Annotated in this window: 16 protein-coding genes; 9 read left to right on the top strand and 7 right to left on the bottom strand. The window is 64.3% G+C overall.

Annotation, left to right across the window (positions count from 1 at the left end; genetic code table 11):
* Window positions 1–203 precede the first annotated feature (203 nt).
* Window positions 204–848 carry a helix-turn-helix transcriptional regulator gene (locus HU735_RS10445; protein ID WP_186713420.1) on the bottom strand — a complete coding sequence of 215 codons (645 nt, stop codon included), beginning with the start codon at window positions 846–848 and terminating at the stop codon, window positions 204–206.
* A gap of 227 nt (window positions 849–1,075) precedes the next feature.
* On the opposite strand from HU735_RS10445, the gene hisN reads away from it, so the two are divergent.
* The 3 genes from hisN to HU735_RS10430 all read left to right on the top strand — a co-directional run bounded on the left by hisN (window position 1,076) and on the right by HU735_RS10430 (window position 3,909).
* On the top strand, window positions 1,076–1,867 hold the full coding sequence (gene hisN / locus HU735_RS10440) for a histidinol-phosphatase (RefSeq protein WP_186713419.1): 792 nt from the start codon (window positions 1,076–1,078) through the stop codon (window positions 1,865–1,867).
* Between the two features lie 111 nt (window positions 1,868–1,978).
* A complete protein-coding gene (locus HU735_RS10435; protein WP_186713418.1) occupies window positions 1,979–2,713 on the top strand; it encodes a hypothetical protein in 735 nt (244 codons plus the stop codon).
* Window positions 2,714–2,952: 239 nt separating this feature from the next.
* Entirely contained in the window at window positions 2,953–3,909 is a 957-nt protein-coding gene (locus HU735_RS10430) for an AraC family transcriptional regulator (RefSeq protein WP_186713417.1), read from the top strand.
* 43 nt (window positions 3,910–3,952) lie between these two features.
* On the opposite strand, the gene HU735_RS10425 is transcribed toward HU735_RS10430, so the two are convergent.
* The gene (locus HU735_RS10425; RefSeq protein ID WP_186713416.1) at window positions 3,953–4,651 is read right to left on the bottom strand and encodes a pirin family protein; all 699 of its coding nucleotides are present in this window, start codon (window positions 4,649–4,651) and stop codon (window positions 3,953–3,955) included.
* A gap of 187 nt (window positions 4,652–4,838) precedes the next feature.
* On the opposite strand from HU735_RS10425, the gene HU735_RS10420 reads away from it, so the two are divergent.
* Entirely contained in the window at window positions 4,839–7,343 is a 2,505-nt protein-coding gene (locus HU735_RS10420) for a UvrD-helicase domain-containing protein (RefSeq protein ID WP_186713415.1), read from the top strand.
* 2 nt (window positions 7,344–7,345) lie between these two features.
* On the opposite strand, the gene HU735_RS10415 is transcribed toward HU735_RS10420, so the two are convergent.
* On the bottom strand, window positions 7,346–12,346 hold the full coding sequence (locus HU735_RS10415; RefSeq protein ID WP_186713414.1) for a DUF6543 domain-containing protein: 5,001 nt from the start codon (window positions 12,344–12,346) through the stop codon (window positions 7,346–7,348).
* A 222-nt stretch (window positions 12,347–12,568) separates the two neighbouring features.
* On the opposite strand from HU735_RS10415, the gene HU735_RS10410 reads away from it, so the two are divergent.
* Window positions 12,569–12,985, top strand: coding sequence for a VOC family protein (locus tag HU735_RS10410; protein WP_186713413.1), 417 nt, complete (start codon window positions 12,569–12,571; stop codon window positions 12,983–12,985).
* 18 nt (window positions 12,986–13,003) lie between these two features.
* Here the strand turns inward: HU735_RS10410 and HU735_RS10405 are convergent, their stop codons facing one another.
* On the bottom strand, window positions 13,004–13,375 hold the full coding sequence (locus HU735_RS10405) for an MmcQ/YjbR family DNA-binding protein (RefSeq protein ID WP_186713412.1): 372 nt from the start codon (window positions 13,373–13,375) through the stop codon (window positions 13,004–13,006).
* Entirely contained in the window at window positions 13,368–14,270 is a 903-nt protein-coding gene (locus HU735_RS10400; RefSeq protein ID WP_186713411.1) for a LysR substrate-binding domain-containing protein, read from the bottom strand. Before HU735_RS10400 ends, HU735_RS10405 begins: the two co-directional genes overlap by 8 nt.
* 133 nt (window positions 14,271–14,403) lie before the next feature.
* Here HU735_RS10400 and HU735_RS10395 point away from each other — a divergent pair, with 133 nt between their 5' ends.
* Both HU735_RS10395 and HU735_RS10390 read left to right on the top strand, forming a co-directional pair.
* Complete coding sequence (locus HU735_RS10395; RefSeq protein WP_062363121.1) at window positions 14,404–15,015, top strand: FMN-dependent NADH-azoreductase; 612 nt, start codon at window positions 14,404–14,406, stop codon at window positions 15,013–15,015.
* Window positions 15,016–15,163: 148 nt separating this feature from the next.
* On the top strand, window positions 15,164–16,213 hold the full coding sequence (locus tag HU735_RS10390; RefSeq protein ID WP_186713410.1) for a dienelactone hydrolase: 1,050 nt from the start codon (window positions 15,164–15,166) through the stop codon (window positions 16,211–16,213).
* Here the strand turns inward: HU735_RS10390 and HU735_RS10385 are convergent.
* On the bottom strand, window positions 16,172–17,338 hold the full coding sequence (locus tag HU735_RS10385) for an MFS transporter (RefSeq protein WP_186713409.1): 1,167 nt from the start codon (window positions 17,336–17,338) through the stop codon (window positions 16,172–16,174). The two genes, HU735_RS10390 and HU735_RS10385, sit on opposite strands and share 42 nt — an antisense overlap.
* Before the next feature lie 171 nt (window positions 17,339–17,509).
* Window positions 17,510–19,096, bottom strand: a complete 1,587-nt coding sequence (locus HU735_RS10380; protein WP_050705397.1) for an ABC-F family ATPase — start codon at window positions 19,094–19,096, stop codon at window positions 17,510–17,512.
* Between the two features lie 366 nt (window positions 19,097–19,462).
* On the opposite strand from HU735_RS10380, the gene HU735_RS10375 reads away from it, so the two are divergent.
* Together HU735_RS10375 and HU735_RS10370 are read left to right on the top strand one after the other, a co-directional pair.
* The gene (locus HU735_RS10375) at window positions 19,463–20,179 is read left to right on the top strand and encodes a hypothetical protein (protein ID WP_186713408.1); all 717 of its coding nucleotides are present in this window, start codon (window positions 19,463–19,465) and stop codon (window positions 20,177–20,179) included.
* A gap of 109 nt (window positions 20,180–20,288) precedes the next feature.
* Entirely contained in the window at window positions 20,289–20,705 is a 417-nt protein-coding gene (locus HU735_RS10370; protein ID WP_186713407.1) for a hypothetical protein, read from the top strand.
* Window positions 20,706–20,755: the final 50 nt, after the last annotated feature.

The following is a 20,755-nucleotide window of genomic DNA, read 5'->3' as shown; positions in this document are numbered from 1 at the left end:
GAGCGAGGGAACCCCGGAGCGAAGCGTAGGGGCCGGATGAATGGAGCGAGGATTTTTTGGTTCCTTTTTGATCCTTCTGTAGAGACCGAACACATGGTGGACCTTCAAAAAGGAACTCGCCGTAAGGGCGAAAAGGTGACTATGCGTCACCATCGCCAATGAATGCGCATAAAAAGCTCAAAACAAGCACCAAAGAACCCCATTCAGCCTTCAGCATACATCCACCTCATCAACGAATGCCGCCCACTGATCCCCAACTTGATCGCCGCTCTGCGCAGGTAGCTCTCCACCGTATTGACCTTGAGCCGCAAGTGCTCGGCCTGCTGCGGCGCCGTAAGCCCGGCCAGCAACCCCTCGCACACCTGCATCTCCCGCTGCGACAGCCGGATCCCCGTCTGTCGCAGCCGTTCCAAAAACCGCTGCTCGACACTGTCGAGGTCCACCGATCCAGGCGCGGCCGGCTGCAAGGCATTGATGTGCTTCTCCAGCATCGGCAGCAGCAACGGTGAAATGTCTTCGAGCCGGCTGCGCTCGGTCGCCGAGAAGCCAACCCTAGGGTCAGCCCGCAACACCGTGATCTCGTAACGGTAACCATCCTTGCGCCGCGCCAGGTGCAGGCGGGCAGGGTCGTCGAAGTCTTCGCCCGAATCGCCGGCACTGAACACCGTCTCGCTGATCAGCGTCGCGTCCGGGCGGGTGGCGCAAACCGGGTCGCGCAATTGGCGAATATGCGTGGCGTCGATGGTCAGGTGGGTCTGGATCAGGTCGTGCAGATGCCGCGGAAAATGGCGGCTGCCGGTACTGGCTATGACTTTGCCGATCTGCGGAAAGAGCAAGTGCGAATTCATCGTGTCATCCATGATAAGCGGTGGAACGAAGGCCTGCGCGCGCCAGTGACCAGCGTCCTTGACTGCCGGCGGGGCCGTTGAAGCTGCTTGCTATCCTAGTACAACGATTGAGTGACGGTTAAATGAAGCAGGAATAATGGCATAACAATATCATTGATGCCGCCGGAATCCGCTTCATCGTGCAGTCGGGTATCATGCCGATCCTTTCCAATCACGAGGCCCGCCCCATGTCCCTGAGCGCTGACCAGATCGTCGAATTCCGCCATTTCGCCGAACAGCTGGCCGATGCCGCCGCCACCGCGATCCAGCCGTATTTTCGTGCCAGCCTGGATGTCGAGGACAAGGGCGGACGCCTGTACGACCCGGTGACCGTCGCCGACAAGGCCGCCGAAGAGGCCATGCGCCAGCTGATCCAGGCCCGTTATCCGGCCCATGGCATCCTCGGCGAGGAGCAGGGCGCCGCACAGGGCAGCAGCCCGCTGACCTGGGTGCTCGACCCGATCGACGGCACCCGTGCCTTCATCACCGGCCTGCCGTTGTGGGGCACGCTGATCGCCCTTAACGATGGCGAGCGCCCGGTGGTCGGTGTGATGAACCAGCCGTTCACCGGCGAGCGCTTCATCGGCACCCCACAAGGCGCATGGCGCGGCGACACGCCGCTGAAGACCCGCGCCTGCGCCGACCTGGCTTCGGCCACGCTGATGTGCACCACCCCCGATATGTTTGACACCCCGGCACGCAAGGCGGCCTTCGAGGCGGTCGCCGGCAAGGCGCGGCTGATGCGCTACGGCGGTGACTGCTACGCCTACTGCATGCTGGCATCGGGGTTCGTCGATGTGATCGTCGAGGCGAGCCTGCAGCCGTACGACGTGCAGGCGCTGATGCCGATCATCGAAGGGGCGGGCGGCGTCATCACCGCCTGGGACGGCAGCTCAGCCCAGGACGGTGGCTGCGTGGTGGCCTGTGGCGATCCGGCGCTGCATGCGCAGGCGGTGGAGATGTTGCGTCACGCCGTGTAAGGCTGCGCGCCGGCAATCGGCCTGACCATCGCACTTTTTCCCATTTGTGCGTTCTATGCATGGCCAGGCCCCGCCGATCCCCGGCAGGGCCGACGACTCCCACCGGTGCCGATGGCCGTACGACGACTCATCCAGTTTCCCCGCTGTCTACTACTGGCCGGCAGCCTGGCGTGCCTGGCTGCCTGTACCCAGCAACAGGGGCGTGACATGCTCACCCAGTTCGGCAACGGCAAGCCGGACGAGCTGTTCCAGACCAGTGTCGACCGCATGGCGACCCTGGCCATGCGCGACAACCTGCAAAGCCTCTACCTGCTGATGAACAAGCTGTACCTGCGCAACCCCAGCCAGTGGAAGCAGTCCGGCTACCTCGACGCCACCACGGCGGCGCGGCAGATCCGTATCGCCATCGAGCAACGCCAACCCTTGCCGCAACTGGGCGAGCGCCGTGACCTGGCTGCCCTGAGCTACGCCCTGAGCCCTGAGTTTCGCGGTGATCGGGTAGGCGCGTTCATCTACGCCATCGGCAGCATGCTGGTCACCGCCCATGGCGGACGCACCGAGTTCTACATGACCGACACCCTCGACCCGTTGTTCATCAACAACGCCGCCCGCAACATCGAGAAGGCCACCTGGATGCTCAGCCAGCGCCAGGATGCCAACGGTGTGCTGCTGCTGTTCTCCAACGAGATCTCCGAGCAGGGCAGTAACCTGAGTTTTGCGGTCGAGTTCGGCAAGGTCGTCGCCCGCCTGGACCTGCTGGCGCAAATGCTCGATGAGCGCTACCGGAGGATCGGCCTGAACTACGCGCAGAGCCTGCTGCTGATGAATTTCCTGCCGGTGCAATGAGCTGTGTTCGCTGATCGCACAAGCTGATCCGCGCACTGTCCGCTGTCCGCCCGGCGTTTGTCGCCTGCGCATTGCCCAGACCCCGGGTTTTTGCTTAGTGTGGGCCTTGCCAGCCGACCGTCACCTGCCCCGACACAGCCCGGGCGGCTGGATAGAATGACCGTGAACGACCACCTGCGCACCCTCCCGGGTAGCAGCGGGCGGCGCCCATAACAATAACGATGGCGAGTGCCTTGCCCATGGAAAGCCGCCTGCTGAGCGAGCAAAGCTGCGTGTTCCACCATGCCGACCCTTATGCCGTGTCCGACTACGTGAACCGGCATGTGGGCCAGCACCATATCGGCCTGTCCCGCACCACCCACCCCCAGGCCAGCCTCAGCCACCGCAAGTTCGCCGAGCTGGACCTGTGCCGGATCAGCTACGGCGGCAGCGTGCGGGTCACCTCGCCAGCGCTGGAAACCATCTACCACCTGCAGGTGTTGCTCAACGGCAACTGCCTGTGGCGCGGGCATCAGCGCGAACACCACCTGGTGCCGGGCGAGCTGTTGCTGATCAATCCGGATGACCCGGTGGACCTGACCTATTCCGAGGATTGCGAGAAGTTCATCCTCAAGGTGCCGGTGCGCCTGCTCGACAGCATTTGCGACGAGCAGCGCTGGCAACGGCCCAGCGGCGGCGTGCGCTTCCTGCGCAACCACTACCGGCTGGAAGAGCTGGGCGGCTTTCTCAATCTTTTGGGCATGATCTGCAACGAAGCCGAAGTGAGCGGCTCGTTGCCGCGAGTACAGGGGCATTACAGCCAGATCATCGCCAGCAAGCTGCTGACGCTGATGAGCACCAACGTGCGGATGGAGACGCTGAGCGGGGCGGGCGCAGGCCTGGAGCGGATCCTGGATTACGTGGAGCGCAACCTGAAGCTGGAAGTGAGCGCCGAAGCGCTGGCCGAGCAGGCGAACATGAGTGTGCGCTCGTTGTATGCGCTGTTCGATCGCCATCTGAATACCACGCCTCGGCAGTACATCCGCCAACGCAAGCTGGAGCGCGTGCAGGCCTGCCTGAGCGATCCCAGCTGCGCGGTGCGCAGCGTGACCGAACTGGCGCTGGACTACGGCTTCCTGCACTTGGGGCGGTTTTCCGAGAGCTATCGCCAGCGTTTCGGTGAGTTGCCGTCGGAAACGCTCAGGCGGCGAGGCTAACGCGGGACAAGCCCAAGTGGGCTTGCCCCGTGTTCGAGGTGGATCAGGCCACATCTACCAGCACGATCTCGCTGTCCTGCAGCGCGGTCACCTTCAGCACCGTCTCCTGCTCGATCGCCACGCCGTCGCGTGCCTTGGCCTGCAGCCCGTTCACTTCGACCAGCCCCTTGGCCGGCACCAGGTAGCCACGGCGACCTTCATCGAGGCGATACTCGGCGCTTTCCCCGGCGCGCAGGGTGGCGGCCACCAGGCGGGCGTCGGTGCGGATGCGCAGGCTGTCCTCATCGCCCTCGCGGCCGCTGGCCAGGGTCACGAAGCCCTCGCCGCGCTCGCCTTTGGGGAACGGTCGGGTACCCCAGGACGGCGCGTCGCCGACCTTCTCGGGAATGATCCAGATCTGGAAGATCCGCGTGTCGACCTTCTCCAGGTTGTATTCGCTGTGGACGATACCGCTGCCGGCACTCATCACCTGCACGTCGCCGGCCTCGGTACGGCCCTTGTTGCCCAGGCTGTCCTGGTGGGTGATGGCACCTTCGCGGACGTAGGTGATGATCTCCATGTCACGGTGCGGATGCGGTGGGAAGCCTGCGCCGGCGGCGATCAGGTCGTCGTTCCAGACCCGCAGGTTGCCCCAGTGCATGCGCGCCGGGTCATGGTATTCGGCGAACGAGAAGTGATGGTGGGCGTCCAGCCAGCCGTGGTTGGCGTGGCCAAGGCTTTCGAAGGGTCGCAGTTGCAGCATGGTGATGCTCCTCTGATTCGGTGGAATGGGGCCATGATGCGGCTTTGATAGATCGATAAAAAGCGTAAATATCGGCTTTATATGATCTGATAATTCGATGTTGATTTGTGTGAATCAGCATGCGTTTCATCGCCTAATTACCTGATCCATAAGCATTCGCTGGCACTTTTGCGCGGATGAGGCGAACATGCCCGCTGTTTCGATTTTCAATGGAGTGACCGTGTCTCACGAGCATCCCCAGGCCCCGGCCGACCTGACCCCGCCCGCCCAGTTGCCCTGGCTGCGCCGCCTGGCGGCCCGCCTGCTAGGGCGTGGCCTGTCGCACCTGCAGGCGCAACACCGCGACTCCTGGTTCCTGGGTCACGCCACGGGGCAACGCAACGGCCATGCCGACGGTTTGCGCGAAGGCTATGAGCGAGGCCGGGTGGATGGTTATGAGGCCGGGCGCCAGGTTCTGGTGATTCGCGATACCCGCCCCGAGCACGTTGCCGTGCCGGGCCAGGACGACAACCTGTTTGACGACTGGCGCCTGCCGTTGACCACCGAGCTGAAGAAGCGCTTCAAGGCCGATGTCGCCCAGCGCTTGCCTGCCGAGGCACAACCGAGTGCGGCGCAATGGAAGCTGATCTTCAGCGACACACCGTCCACTTGCGTGGTGGCCGGTGCCGGGGCGGGCAAGTCGACCTCGCTGGTGCTGCGCATCCTGTTGCTGCGCCACTACCTGGGCTTCGAACTCGATGCCCTGACCGTGGTGACCTTCACCCGCGAGTCGCGCAAGGACTTCATCCAGCGCCTGCTGCAGGTGTTCGCCCTGTGGCAGGTCGAGCTGACGCCAGCCCAGGGCCGCGAGCTGGTGCGCACCTTCCACTCGCGTATCCTGCCGCTGGTGCGTAGCCTGCCGGGCTTCGCCCAGGTGCGGGCGTTCGAGACCCTGGGCACCGAGATGCCTGTTGGAAGCGAGGCCAGTGCCGACAGCAACCCGTTCGACCTGCGCCTGAACGACGCCCAGCGCCAGCAGCTCAACCTGTGCTACCGCGACCTGATGGGCCAGAGCCCGCGTTTCGCCCAGTTGATCGGTGCGCTGCGCCAGGAAGCCCTGCTGCTCAAGCCGCTGGATCCGGATCACCCGGACGTGCAGAAGCGCGCCCAGGTGACCCAGTTGGCGGCCCAGCGCGACGAGGAGCTGTGCGATGTGATCGAGGACCTGTGGTTCGCCGCTGGCGCCTGGCCGATCAAGGGCATCGAGCCGTGCCGGGACACGGTGCAGATCCGTGGCAGCCGCTTCCATGTGCACGGTCGTCTGGAAGGGCTGGATGCCTGGGTGGTGCTGGGCTTCGATCCGGCCGAGAGCGGCCAGTACCAGCGCCCTGGCGCCAAGCTGGCGGTGCGTGCGGAATGGGCGGTGAAGCGCACCTTATTTCAAGCTTTTTGCGATAAGCCATTGATATGGCTTGATAACTACTCGTCGGCCAAGCGCCTGGCGGCATCCTTGGTGGGTGATGCCGTGGCGGGCCCGGGCTTCGAGTACAAGGTCAAGGGTGAGCTGGCCCCGGCACCGTTGCTCGACGCGTTCGTCACCGCGGCAAGCTTCATCGAAAACCTGGGCCTGGACGTCAATGCCGCGGTGGCGGCCATGAGCTTTCCGTCCGGCGACACCGATGCGGTCTTCTTCGAAGCCCTGGCCCTTTACTGGAAGGCGCTGGAGGCGCACCTGCTGGCCCAGTCGCCGCCGGTAATGACCTACAATCGCATGTTCGCCCTGTTCGGCGAGAACAACCCGGAGAACCTCGGGTTGTTGCCCGACCCGTTGCTGCGCCCCCTGGCGCACCTGATGATCGACGAATTCCAGGACGTCTCCCCGCAGATCGTCAGCTGGCTGCGTGCAAGCCTGGCCGAGATCCGCCGCCGTGGCCCGGCCCTGCATGTCGGGCGGGTGGCGCAGCATTCTTCGCTGATGTGTGTGGGCGATGACTGGCAGTCGATCTACGGCTGGCGCGGCAGTTCGCCGAAGTACTTCATGGAGTTCACCAAGGCTTTCCCGTCACCCGCCAACACGCGGGTGATGCTGGTGGAGAACTACCGCAGCCAGCAGCACATCATTGATGCCGCCGAGCACCTGGTCAAAGGCGCGCCGGCCATCACGGGCAAGAAGGCCAGGGCCGCCGGGCTGGCGGCCGAGTTGCCGCTGGCGCCGGTAAGGGTCTTCGATCGGGACGAGGCGGCACTGGCCGAGACCGTGATCGAACACTATGAGCGAGGCGAAACGGTCATGATGCTGTTTCGAAAAACAAGCGATAAGTTATTGATAGAAAAGTATTTATCATCTGTTATTAAAGTCGATTCTAGCTTGCCGCCCGGCCAGCGCCGTCTGCGTCAGCTGACCTATCACAGTGCCAAGGGCCTGCAGGCCGACGCGGTGTTCATGCTGGGTGATTGCCAGTACCTGACCAGTTCGCCGTACAAGAACCAGGTCTACCGCCTGGCCGGCCTGGGCAAGCCCGGTGACGCCCAGGCGTTCGACACGGCGCAGAAGGAAGAAGTGCAGCGACTTGCGTATGTGGCGGTGACGCGAGCAGTCCGGCATTGCTATTGGCATGTGGAAAAGGCCAGCGGCGAGACTGCCGGTCAGCCGCGCGCGTCGAGTCAGGTGCAGGGCCGGCAGGCCTTCTTCGAAGACCTGCGCGGCCAGTAGATTCAGTTGTTGGGGTCGCGGCGCGTGGTCAGGCGCAGGTAAAGGGCGTCTTCGTCCTCTTCCAGGCCCAGGGCCATGCGGTTCATGCCCGCAATATAATGCTCGCTGGTGATGGCCTGGCGCAGGGGCTGGCCATCTTCGCCCAGGGGGCTACGGTCCAGCGCCTGGGTCAGGGCCTCGACTACCGTGGGGTCCAACGTGCTGTCCAGTTCATTGCCTTCCAGGTAATCGATTCCGACGTCCCAGCGATGCCTGAGTGAATCGAAGCGGGTACTGAACTCCCGGCGCAGCAGACGGCGCCAGGTCGGGTGACGGGAGATCCATTGGCGACGCGAGTCTGCGCTGGCGTCTCGTATCTCGACGTCGTCATGTACCGCGTTCTCGGTCCACCCAGAGACTTCGGCGGTTTGTCGGTAAAGCATCTCTTGCTGGGGTTCGGGGAAATCGAGACGCCTCGACAAGCGGGTGCGCAGGGCCAGGCGGATCTCGATCAGATCCAGACCCTCGCCCAGGCCGTTGTGCAACACGTCGTCCGACAGCGTATCGAAGCGATGCAGGTCCGGCAGCTCAGGCCTGGCGCCACGTTCGCCCAGCGGCCGGGCTTGCCAGGCGTCCAAGACCCGCAGTGCATCGCGCCGCGCCAGCCGCGCGTTGTACAGGTCCTGTGCCAGGGCGTTCACCTGATCACGCCGGAACAGCCGCCGGAAGAATTGGAACAGCGGTGGCGTGGCAGTCTCCCTGCCTTCGGCTTCATCGTAGACCATGACCTCGATCTGTAGCGTACCGAACCCATCGGCACCGGCATCGCCGCAGCTGACCGGGAATGCGGCGGCCACCTCGTTCAATCGCTTGCGCAGACGGCTGCTGGCAGCTGCCCGGTCAAGCAGCGTCCAGACCTGGCGGGCAAACGCCCTGGGCTGACGCAGCGCACTGGCCGACATGCCGACCTGTTCGACCACATCACGCAGGCAGGCATTGCGGTCTCTTTCAAATAGTGCGTTCCAGGTGGCTTGCTGCCTCTCGCTGGCGCTGCTCAGCCAGTTGAAGCGCGGCGATGGAGCGGGCTGGGGGGCCGCGATCGCTTCCTCTTCGACGGAGGCGCCAATGACTCTCAGGCTTTCACGGGTGTTTTCATCTAGAGAGTTGTAATTGAAGCGCCAGCGATAGTTGGGACGTCTTGCCAGCAGATGGTCGAAATAGGCTGAGTTCAAGAGGGTGTCGAAATCGGGGACCTGACCGATGCGATTCATGCTCAGGTCCACTTCGCGCAGCATGCAGGGGACGCGTTGCATCAAGGTGCTGAGTCCGGTGGGCCACTGCTGAAGCTGGCCGCTGTCCAGGCGCAGGGTGGCCAGATTTTCCAGGCCGCTCAGGTCTGGGCTGAGGCCCAGCGGATTCGAGGTCAGGTGCAAGTGCCGCAGTTCGCGCATTGAGCGGAACGCGCCCGCCATGTCCGCATCCAGCGCAATGCGGTTGGCCCGCAAGTCCAGGTTCTCCAGGCGCAGGCCTGCGATCATCTGCAGGTCGGGCAGGGTGAGGGTCAGACGGTTACGGGGCAGTTCCAGGCTGCGCAGATTGTTCAGGGTCGGCAATACCTCGTGGGCAGTGGCCGGCAGCTCACCCAGGCGTGCACTGCTCAAGCGCAGTTCCCGCAGTTGCGGGGCATTGCGCAGCGCTCGCAGGACCGATGTGCCGCTTAGTTGCGGGCTGCTGCGTACATCGAAGCGCCGCAATGACGGGAAAGCCTGCAGGAAATCGGCAGGTATCTCGATCACGTTCAGGTTCTCCAGCTCCAGCGTGGTGATATGGTCGAAACGTGTCGAAAGCGGCGGCAGCGCATCGAGGGCAACGTTGGACAGGTAGAGTGTCTCGCCGTCCAGACGCTGCCAGGCCCGGACCAGCCGGTCGGCGGTCGTGCTGTAGTACGCGCCGACTTCCTCGCCCCAGTCGTTGGCGCCCGCGCTGGCCCAGGTGCCGAGTTGTTCGCGCAGCACCGCCAGTTGAGCGCGCAACACCTGAATCTGCTCGGTCGCGCTACCTCTGGCACGCAGAGTGCCGAGCAATTGTCGGATCTCGCGCCCCGTGAGCCCGGGGTACAAGGCATGCAGCTCGCGCTCGACGCGAGAGGCGAATATTCCGGGACTCAGAGGGTAGCCATACCTACCATCACTCAGCCGCAGTGGCGAGCGAAAGCCGGAGGGCACGGGTTGCTGGCCAATCATCCGGGCGGCGGCGGAGCGGTCGGCGAGTGCCGCGTGATAGCGCTGTTGCACGGACCATTGCGGATGGCGTGCCAGCAGGTTGTCGCTGATGAGCTGGCTATCGGTGTTGGCCAGGCTGTCGCGGTACAGACCGAGGATGGCCCGGTCCAGTCGCACGCGGGCTTGCAGTAGCCGAGCTTCCTCGGCGATACGCAGGGGGACCCTGCCTGCAAGCAGGCTGTCCCGCTCGGCACTGCTGGCTTGGCCGGCCAGTTCGTCGAGTGCCTGCCGGGGCAGGCTGGGAAACTGCCGGCCGATGGCCGAACTCACAGGGAGGACTGTCATGGGCTGGGCGTTGTAGAGACTATCGAAAAGCGACACCCTCTTTGCGCTCAAGCGGTCGGCCATCAGCGTCTGCAAGGCCTGTTGGCGGTACTCGTCCGCTGTACCCTCAGGCAACAGCGCCACCACCGTTTCTTCCTCCAGGTTTTCCAGGATGATCCGGGCCAGGTCGCCGTTCTCCAGGTCGCTTCGGGTCAGCTGGATGACCGTGTCACCGAGCCGGTTGCGCCCATAGCGGGTGGCGCTGCCCATCGGTTCGGCACCCTCGAACACCTCCAGCACCACATCCTCGGGCCAGCCGGGCAGTTCGCCGAGCACGCTGATGGCGAACTGTTTGCAGGCGGCCAGCGGACGACCCTGGCGGGTGCGGGCGATGATGTCGGCGGCGGTGCTGTCGGCTTTGAGTCGTCGCAGGGCGTCCTCCAACAGTGGCGGAGGGCGCTTGCCATCGGTGTGGATCTGTTCCAGCACGCCTCGTTCCAGTCCGCTGCTGTCGAGTGCGGCCAGCAGGTCGTCATCGGTCAGGCCCTGGCAAAGTGGGCCGAGACGGCGCATCAACTTGAGCCGGAGCCATTCCTGTGGCCGCTCGTGCGCCATGCGCCAAGCCCCTTTGCCATTGCCATGCAAACGTGGCTGATAAGCCTGCGAATCTTCCGGATGGAGGATTCGCCAGTCCCCCACGGCGTCTTTTCGGATCTCGTGGAGGGTGTCGTCCAGCTCCACGAAATGCCGGTCGTCATACTGCAGGATGCCTTCGTCATCCGGTTGCAGGTCCATCGGCAGCTCAACCGGGCTGCGGTACGACGCTAGCTGCGGGTGCCATAACCGCTCCTCGCCATCAAGCCAGAGACTTTCCATCCAGTCGACGAATCCGGAGGCTCTCGCCAGCTTGGCGACGCCAGCGATGGCGACCACGCTGCCGAGGTTGATGAGCAACGATTCGACCTGGCTCACGGCCTCGGCGTTTTCACCTTCGGACCAGGCCTCGAAGCCGTGGAAGATGCTGCTCATGACCTGGCCGGCGCCCACGGCCAGCATGGCGACGTCCAGGCCGGGGACGAACATGGCCGCCACGCCCAGCAGGGTCAGGCCGCGCTCGCCCCACAACATCAGGCGTTCGCGCCGGGCCTTGGCGTCGATGTCCGCCGTTGGTACCGCCACGCCGCGAGCGTCGTCCTGCAGGCGTTGCAAGTGGTCGTTGAACAGCTTGGGCCACACCGGGAAGGCAATGGCGGTTTCATGAACCGCCAGCGCCGGGAAGCGGACGGGGCGCGGAGCCGACGGGTCACCTGTTTCGCTGGCGATCTCTTGTCCATGCCAGGGATGCGTGCCGGGCTCGGTCTCGGCAAAGGCGGGGGAAGGCGTCTCGAGGGGGATGACCTCGGCCTGGGGGCCTTCGAACAGCCTGGCCTTGAGTTTTCTCGCCATCTCGGGGCGATCCTTGAGGGCGACATGCTCCAGAAAGCGTTCTCGATAGTCGGGCTCAAGCAGCCGGCGGCGCAGGTACCGACCTAGGGCCAGCAGGTCGATGAACTCCTGTACCGGCCGATCATCGTCGAAGGGCAGGTAGACGATATAGGGCGGATTGGACTGGTCGTTGGCAGCCAACAGCCACAGGTCATGTAGTTGGATACCCAGCATGGTCAACGTCCGTATCGAGGCTTTTGCCCCTCCATAACGCGGCGCTGCATCGATCGCGCTGAGCTGGAGCAACGCCTGGAGTCCAGCATCCGTCATGTGTCCCCGCATACGGGCAATCAGGGCCTGCACGGCAAGTTCATCGCACCGCGCCCGGCTCCACAGTGATTGCAGCACGGCTTTTCGCGTACCGCCGTAGATGCTTCGCAGGTGCTGCTGATAGCGTTTGCCCAGGTCGAGCGCACGGCAGTGGCTGACGAATGCGCTGGTGCTGAGCCCGGGTATCGAGGCGCTGTCGTTGACGCTGACCTGCAGGGTGCTGAAGGGGCCGACTTCGGCCATGCCTTCGAAATTGTGCAGGGCAGCTTCGAGCAGGCTGGTGAGGGTAGGAGGGCCGGACGGCCGTTCGATGAAGATCGGAGGGTTGGGGATGTCATGGGAGGCACCTGGATCCGGGACGCCGCCCTCCCGTACCTGTGTGAAGGGTTGCTGCTTGAACAGAGCTTCAGTCAGGGTCACCTGCACACCCAGTCGCTCCTTCAGCAAAGGTTCGCAGAACTCGGTAATGCCCCGCAGATCCTGTAAGGCCTTGGCCAGTGCCTTGCTACTGGTCGTTCTCTGTTTGATGGCCTCGCGCAGTTCAGCCTGGCGGACAGGGGATGCCTGGACGAACCAGTCCGCGAACTGTCCATCCGGCTTGACATGCTCCCGGTGTGCCCGGCGCAACAGCCTTTGCGCATGGGTTGGATGCAGGTGCCTGGTCCAGCCCGGCAGGCTGCGCAGGATCTGTTGCTGGTGGTAGGGAGGATCGATGCTGTGCATGGTCGCACTCCAATGAGGGGGGGCGACCATTCAAGGACAGTAGGAAGGGCCTGTGGCGGTACATAGTTGAGCTGTCTCCAGGGCGATGGCTGACATGCTCGGAGCCGTTTGGCCCACAGCACCTGCGGCGGACCCACCGTCGGCCATTGACGGCGACGGCCTAAGGTCAGCCGGCGACGACGCTGCTATGGTCTAGACAAAGCCTGAACGTGGAGCATTGCCATGCCAGCTTTCACCATCCTGCATATCGACCACCTGGTCCTGCGCGTCGGCGATCTGCAGCGCAGCCTGGCCTTCTACCATGAACTGCTTGGCTGTCCGGTGCGCAAACGCCGGGATTCGCTGGGCATGATCCACCTGGGGGCCGGCGACGGCCTGATCGACCTGGTGGCTGTCGATGGTCCGTTGGGACGCCAGGGCGGCGCGCAGCCCGGCCCGAGCGGGCACAATGTCGATCATTTCTGCCTGCGCATCGAGCCGTTTGATGAATCGGCGCTGAGTACACTGCTGCGTGAAGCCGGGGTGCGGGTCGAGGCCGGGGAGAAACGCTATGGGGCTGAAGGCGAGGGTGTCTCGCTGTACTGTTACGACCCCGATGGCAACCGCGTCGAACTCAAAGGGCCGCCCATTCAGGCATAAAGGTGCTGCGATGCGCACTCAGCTTGTCGGCCCAAGCAGCAACCCCGCCTGCTGACGTTTGGGCAAGCGCTGCACCACCAACTGGTGCGACCGCCGCAGCAGGTCGCTCAGCTCGTCGCGGTCCATGGGGTAGGGCGGCAGCATGCTGATCCACTTCGCCCGCGCCAGGTAGGGCGCGGGGCGAATGCCGGGGCGGTCGCAGTAGCCGAGGAACAGCTCGTCGGCCACCTTGAACGACAAGCCGGCGCCGCCCAGGTCCTGCACGGCGAACATCTTGTTGCCGGCCACCGAGAACACCCGGATGCCGCCCCATTTGTAGTCTTCCTGTGCCCCGGGCAGGGCCAGGCACAGCGCCGCCACCTGCTCCTCGGACATCCTTTTCTCAGACATAACGCTCTCCACAGGCCTCGAACGAGACCGCCAGATGATCGATCCACGCGCGTACCGCCGGCAGCAGGCCGCGACGGTGCGGGTAGACCGCCTGCAGGTAGCCGCCGGGCAGCGACCAGTCTGGCAGCAGGCGCACCAGTTCGCCACGGGCCAGTTCCTCCTCGCAGAACATCGACGGCAGGGCGGTGAAGCCCAGCCCGGCGCGCACCGCAGCGTTGCGCACGACGAAGTCGTCGATGGCCAGCCGCGGCTCCAGGGCGACGTCCTCCTGGCGACCGTGGGGCCCGTGCAGACGGAAGTGCACCAGGCGGTCGGCCTCGGCCGCGCCGAGCACCGGCAGGCTGGCCAACTCGGCGGGTTCGCGAATATGGTCGGCGAAGCCCGGCGCGGCCACCAGTTGCATCTGTGCCTGGCGCAGGCGGCGGGTGACCAGGGCTGGGTCCTCGTCACCCAGGTCACGCACCCGCAGGGCCACGTCGATGCCCTCGGAGATCAGGTCGACCCGGCGGTTGAGCAGCACCATGTCCAGCTGCACCAGGGGATACTGGGCCAGAAAGCGGCTGATCACATCCGGTAGAAACGCGTGGGCCAGGGCCACCGGGCAAGACACTCGCAAGCGGCCACGGGGCTCGCTGGACATGCTGGCCACCACCTCGTCGGCCATCTCCGCCTCCAGCAGCATGGCCTGACAATGGTTCAGGTAGCGCTCGCCCACGGCGGTGAGCTTGAGCTGGCGGGTGGTGCGCTGGAGCAGGCGGGTGCCCAGACGCTCCTCCAGCTCGGCGATGCGCCGCGACAGGCGCGACTTGGGGATGCCCAGCTGGCGCCCGGCGGCGGCGAAGCCACCGGCTTCGACCACCCGGGCGAAGTAGAAGAGATCGTTGAGGTCTTGCATTTGACAGTCTCATTGTTCCATCAGTGGAACAAACTAACGCGTTTTTACCGACTTATCAGCTATTCGATGTGCCGATAGGATTGCTCCCATCGTGATCGCCCACCGCCGCGGTCTTCATTCACAGGAGAGTCCCATGAAACTGTTGCATATCGATTCGAGCATCCTGGGCGACAATTCCGCCTCCCGCCAGCTCAGCCGCGAAGTGGTCGAGGCCTGGAAAGCTGCCGACCCGAGCCTCGAAGTGGTCTACCGTGACCTGGCTGCCGACGCCATCAGCCACTTCTCCGCCGCCACCCTGGTCGCCGCCGGTACCCCGGAAGAGATGCGCGACGCCGCCCAGGCCCACGAGGCCAAGCTGAGCGCCGAGACCCTGGAAGAATTCCTCGCCGCCGACGCCGTGGTGATCGGCGCGCCGATGTACAACTTCACCGTGCCGACCCAGCTCAAGGCCTGGATCGACCGCGTAGCGGTGGCCGGCAAGACCTTCCGCTACACCGAGGCCGGCCCTGAAGGCCTGTGTGGCGACAAGAAGGTGATCCTGGTGTCCACCGCCGGGGGCCTGCACCAGGGCCAGCCGACCGGTGTCGGCCATGAGGACTTCCTCAAGGTGTTCCTCGGCTTCATCGGCATCACCGACCTGGAAATCGTCCGCGCCCATGGCCTGGCTTATGGCCCGGAACACCGCGCCAAGGCCATCGACGCCGCCCAGGCGCAGATCGCCGGTGAGCTGTTCGCCGCCGCCTGATCGCCACTGCGTAAACAAAGCCGACTGCCGCCCTGCGCGCCAGTCGGCTTTTTTCATCCAGTTTTCATGTGCCGCCGGCGAGCCGGGTTCTATGCTGGCATCCATACCCGAGTGCCGCGCAGTGCCTTGCCACGAGGAGTGCCCTGCGATGAAACGAACCCGTATGCTGATGGCGCTGTTGCTGCTCGGCGGCCTGGTGGCCCGCGCCGACGCGGCGCCGTGGGTGGCCGGGTTGCACCGCTTGGCGCTAACCGACCCGGTGGACGCCCGCCCCATGCAGGCGCTGGTGTTCTACCCTTCCAGCGGCGAAGCGCGCCCGGTGCGCATCGAGGGCTACCAGACCCGTGTCGCCGAAGAGGCGCCGGTAGCCATGGGTCAGTTCCCGCTGCTGGTGATCTCGCACGGCAACACCGGCAGCCCGATGGCCTTGCATGACCTGGCCAATGGCCTGGCCCGCCAGGGTTTCGTGGTGGTGGCGGTGGTCCACCCCGGTGACAATAATCGCGACCATAGCCGCCTGGGCACCCTCAGCAATCTCTATGGCCGGCCGCTGCAAATCAGCGCCGCGATCACCGCGGCGCGAAATGACAGGCTGCTCGCGCCGTACCTGAACGATGGCAAGGTCGGGGTGATCGGCTATTCCGCCGGCGGCGAGACCGCGCTGATCCTGTCCGGCGCACGTCCCGACCTCGAACGCTTGCGCCGCTATTGCGAGCAACGCCCCACTGACGCTGACGCCTGCAAGACCCATGGCGTGCTGATCGCCGACCACAGCGAGCTGGCGCCCCGCGCCGACCCCCGGGTGGGCGCGGTGATGCTGATGGCGCCGTTGAGCCTGATGTTCGGCCGCCACGCCCTGGCCGGCGTGCAGGTGCCGGCGCTGATCTACAGCGGTGACAACGACCAGCTCCTGGCCCTGGAGCATAACGCCGATGCCCTGGCGCGCAAGCTGCCGGTCACGCCTGACTACCGCCTGCTGGCCGGCGCCGGGCACTTCGTGTTCATGGCCCCGTGCGATGATGAGCAGCACCAGCGCATGCCGGTACTGTGCAAGGACGCCGAGGGCGTCGACCGTCGGCATATCCATCGTTCGCTGCGCAGCGAGACCACCGCCTTCTTCAGCCAGGCACTGGGCGCGCCGGAGCCCGCCGAGCGTTCAGCCGCGGCGGGCCAGCAGCAGGGTCAGGCCCACCCCTGACAGGGCGAGCAGGGCGGCGACGCAGAAGATCGAGGCATACCCCAGGTGCACCGCCACCGCGCCCATCACCGGGCCGGCGATGGCCAGTGCCAGGTCGAAGAACACCGCGTAGGCGCCCAGCCCGGCGCCACGGCTGCTGCTGGGCACCTGGCGGATTGCCTCGACGCCCAGGGCCGGGTACACCAGCGACAGGCCGAAGCCGGTCAGCCCGGCACCGACCATCGCCCACAGCGGCGAGGGTGCCAGCCACAGCAGGGTCAGCCCGAGCACCTCGGTGGCCATGCAGGCGATGGCCACGTTATAGCCGCCGAAGCGGTTGACCGCGTTGACGAACAGCAGCCTCGACAGGATGAAGCACAGGCCGAAGGCGCTCAGGCACCAGGCGGCGCCGATCCAGCCCCGCTCGAGATAGTAGAGGGTGACGAAGGTGGTCAGGGTGCCGTAGCCGATCGACGCCAGGGTCAGCCCCACGCCACAGGGCGCCACGCGGCCGAACGCCGACCAGAACGGCAACCGTTCGCCGCGCACCACCACCACGTCCGGTCGCGTGCGCAGCACCAGCAGGGCCAGCAGCGCCAGGCCCAGCAGTGCCGGACCGAGCACGGCGAAGCTCAATCCATCCACCAGCAGCACGCCAGCGGGCGCGCCGATGGCGATGGCGCCATAGGAGGCGATGCCGTTCCAGGAAATGACCCGCGCGGTATGCTCCGGCCCCACCTGGCCGATGCCCCAGCTCAGCGTCGCGACGCCGATCAGCCCCTGGGCGACGCCCAGCAACAACCGGCCGCCCAGCAGCAGCGCCAGGCTCAGCCAGGGCAGGGCGAGGGCCCAGGCCGACAGCAGGGTCAGCACGCCGCAGCCGGCGATGCCGTACAGGCCGTAGCGGATCGCGCGCTTGCCGCCGAGGGTGTCCGCCACCCGTCCTGCGAAGGGCCGACTGAGCAGGGTGGCCAGGTACTGCAGGCCGATGGTCAGGCCGGCGATCACCGCGCCGAAGCCCAGCTGGTCGTGCACATGCCCAGGCAGCACCGCGATCGGCAGGCCGATGCAGAGGAAGGCGATGAAGGTGTAGAAGACGATCGAGAGAATCTGCAGGGTGACGCTGGAGGCGTGTGGCGCGGTCATGGGCTCGTTCGCGGGCGGGCGGTGGGCTGTGCCCATCATGGCCGTTGCGCAACGGAAAAGAAAGCAGGCTAACTAATTAAACGCATCGCGGGGCAAGCCCGCTCCCACAAGGGTATTTGAGACACTTGTGGGAGCGGGCTTGCCCCGCGATGAAGGTTACTCAGCGTTGGCTCAGACCACCACGCCCTGGCTGCGCAGGTAGTCGTCGTAGGTCCCGCTGAAGTCCACCACGCCATCGGCCGTCAGCTCGATGATGCGGGTGGCCAGCGACGACACGAACTCACGGTCATGGCTGACGAACAGCAGGGTGCCCGGGTAGTTCTCCAGCGCCAGGTTCAGCGCCTCGATCGACTCCATGTCCAGGTGGTTGGTCGGTTCGTCCATCACCAGCACGTTGGGTTTCTGCAGGATCAGCTTGCCGAACAGCATGCGGCCCTGTTCACCACCGGAAATCACCTTCACCGACTTGAGGATCTCGTCGTTGGAGAACAGCATGCGCCCCAGGGTGCCGCGGATCACCTGCTCGCCGCTGGTCCACTGGCCCATCCAGTCGAACAGGGTGACATCGTCTTCGAAATCGTGGGCGTGGTCCTGGGCGTAGTAGCCCACCTCGGCGCTGTCGGTCCACTTCACTTCGCCCTTGTCCGGGGTCATTTCACCGACCAGGGTGCGTAGCAGAGTGGTCTTGCCGATGCCGTTGGGGCCGATGATGGCCACGCGCTCGCCTGCTTCGATGGTGAAGCTGAAGTCCTTGAACAGCACCTTGTCATCGAATGCCTTGGCCATCTTCTCGACGGTGACCGCCTGGCGGTGCAGCTTCTTGGTCTGCTCGAAGCGGATGAACGGGCTCACCCGGCTCGACGGCTTGACCTCGGCCAGCTGGATCTTGTCGATCTGCTTGGCGCGCGAGGTGGCCTGCTTGGCTTTCGAGGCGTTGGCCGAGAAGCGGCTGACGAAGGTCTGCAGCTCGGCGATCTGCGCTTTCTTCTTGGCGTTGTCCGACAGCAGTTGCTCGCGGGCCTGGGTGGCCGCGGTCATGTACTCGTCGTAGTTGCCCGGGAACAGGCGCAGCTCACCGTAGTCCAGGTCGGCCATGTGGGTGCAGACGCTGTTGAGGAAGTGACGGTCGTGGGAAATGATCACCATGGTGCTGTTGCGCGCGGTGAGGATGGTTTCCAGCCAGCGGATGGTGTTGATGTCCAGGTGGTTGGTCGGCTCGTCGAGCAGCAGCACGTCCGGGTCGGAGAACAGCGCCTGGGCCAGCAGCACGCGCAGCTTCCAGCCCGGAGCGACTTCGCTCATCGGGCCGAAGTGCTGTTCCAGGGGAATGCCCAGGCCCAGCAGCAGCTCGCCGGCGCGGGACTCGGCGGTGTAGCCGTCCATCTCGGCGAACTCGGTTTCCAGCTCGGCGACGGCCATGCCGTCTTCCTCGGTCATCTCCGGCAGCGAGTAGATGCGGTCGCGTTCGGCCTTGACCTTCCACAGCTGCTCGTGGCCCATGATCACCGTGTCGATCACGGTGAATTCTTCATAGGCGAACTGATCCTGGCGCAGCTTGCCCAGGCGGGTGTTGGGCTCGAGCATCACCTGGCCGCCGGACGGCTCAAGGTCGCCACCGAGGATCTTCATGAAGGTCGACTTGCCGCAACCGTTGGCGCCGATCAGGCCGTAGCGGTTGCCGTTGTTGAATTTGACCGAGACGTTTTCGAACAGGGGCTTGGAGCCGAACTGCATGGTGATATTAGCGGTGGAGATCAAAGCGCTTACCTATCAGTAACTTACGCGGCTGGATTTTCAGCTGATATGGATCTGATACCAATCCTGAGCTTGTCCAGCTCGCTCCAGTCGGAGCTTGAGTTGAGCCAACGGGCATACGTCGACAGCAGCATGTGCACGCTGTGACCCAGCTGTTGGGTGAAAAATGCGGGAGTTGAGGCCAGACATTGGGCCTATTGTCGCATAGGTGCGACGACAGTTGTATGGGGGCCACTGGACAAGGATGTGCAGGGCTGCCTGACGCGCCGTTACGTTCCCGAGCCCTTGACTATGCGGCTTTCATCGGTTTTGCAGGTTCCCGGTGCTGGCACTTTGATCTACCATGGCGCCTCAACAAAGGAGTGCCCCATGGGGAAAGTAATAGGAAAGGTCGTTTGCTGGTTCCTGGTCATCATTGCAGGCTTCTTGAGCATTGCATGGTTCTCTACCAGTGTCATCGCAGGCTTGCTGGGCATAGTCGCGACAGCATTCTTCTGTCCGCTCATATGGAAGGTGATCCCCAGGACCTCAGAGCCGAGAGTGCACGTAGGCGCATGTCTTCTCATCGCTTTCGTAGCTTTTTTTGTCGGCACAGGGGTGGCGGTGGTCAAGGGTGGCGACATCAGGCAAGCGACCCAGCAGGGTTTCGTCAGCGTCGAGGAACATCAGGCGGCCAGCGCACTGGGCCTCGATGCGGCGGGCTATACCAGACACAAGGACGAAATCGCCGCTGCCGAGAAGCAGAAGGTCGAGCAGGCCGAGGCTACCAAGGCGAAAGTAGCCAGCGCGTGCAGGCACGATCTTCAGTGTTGGGCTGAGAAAAATCAGTTCGATGCGATAATGGCCTGCCAACCGGCCATCCAACAGCTCGCAAAATTCGATTATGAATGGACCGACGGCATGACTACGCCCATTTTCTCGAAGCTTGCCTGGGGTGATCAGAAGCGTGGAGAGATCATCTACCTGGGTGATGAGGTCAAGTTCCAGAACGGTTTCGGAAACTTCCTGAGACACAAATACGCCTGCACTTTTGACCCGGCCAGCAAACTTGCCGTGAATGCATCGGCGGAGCCTGGAAGGCTGTAACTCCCCAACATGGAGCCCGACCATCGTGTCGGGCTTTTTAGTTGTTCTACCAGGGGCACCGACCCGGACCCTGTTGTGTTAGATTTCGGGCCCGAACAAGGAGAGTGGTATGCGCATATTGATTGGCCTGGCGTCGTTGGTCCTGCTGGCAGGGTGTTCCACGACGCCGGTTTCCGAAGGAAGCGCCAGGCAGATTCCGGCAGAGCGGATCTACGACCAGTCTGTCATCCGCAAGGTGTCGGCGGATGAGTCGACGGTGACCTTCCTGCGCGACGAGGGATTCTACGGCTCAGGCTGCAGCCATGTCGTCTATGTGAACAATCGCAAGGCCTTCGCCATCAGGTCCGGCGAGGGTATTCGCATCCACCTCGCACCAGGCTCCTATTTCTTCCGCCTGGAGACCGGTGCCGGCATGTGTCCGAACATTGCGACTTCGCAAAACTCCGAACTCAAGCCAGGCGCACATGAGGCCTACCGGATACTGCTTCCTTCCGATGGAAGTCTTCGACTGACCCGTATCGAGTAGTAACAGTGCCATGGGGCTCGTTGCGAGCATCCTTTTTATTCTGTTTGCTC

It is taken from the genome of Pseudomonas sp. BW16M2, assembly GCF_014268865.1.
GTDB classification, from domain to species: domain Bacteria; phylum Pseudomonadota; class Gammaproteobacteria; order Pseudomonadales; family Pseudomonadaceae; genus Aquipseudomonas; species Aquipseudomonas peradeniyensis.
The sequence above is the reverse complement of the archived record's forward strand: the minus strand, read 5'-3'. Positions and strand labels throughout refer to the sequence as shown.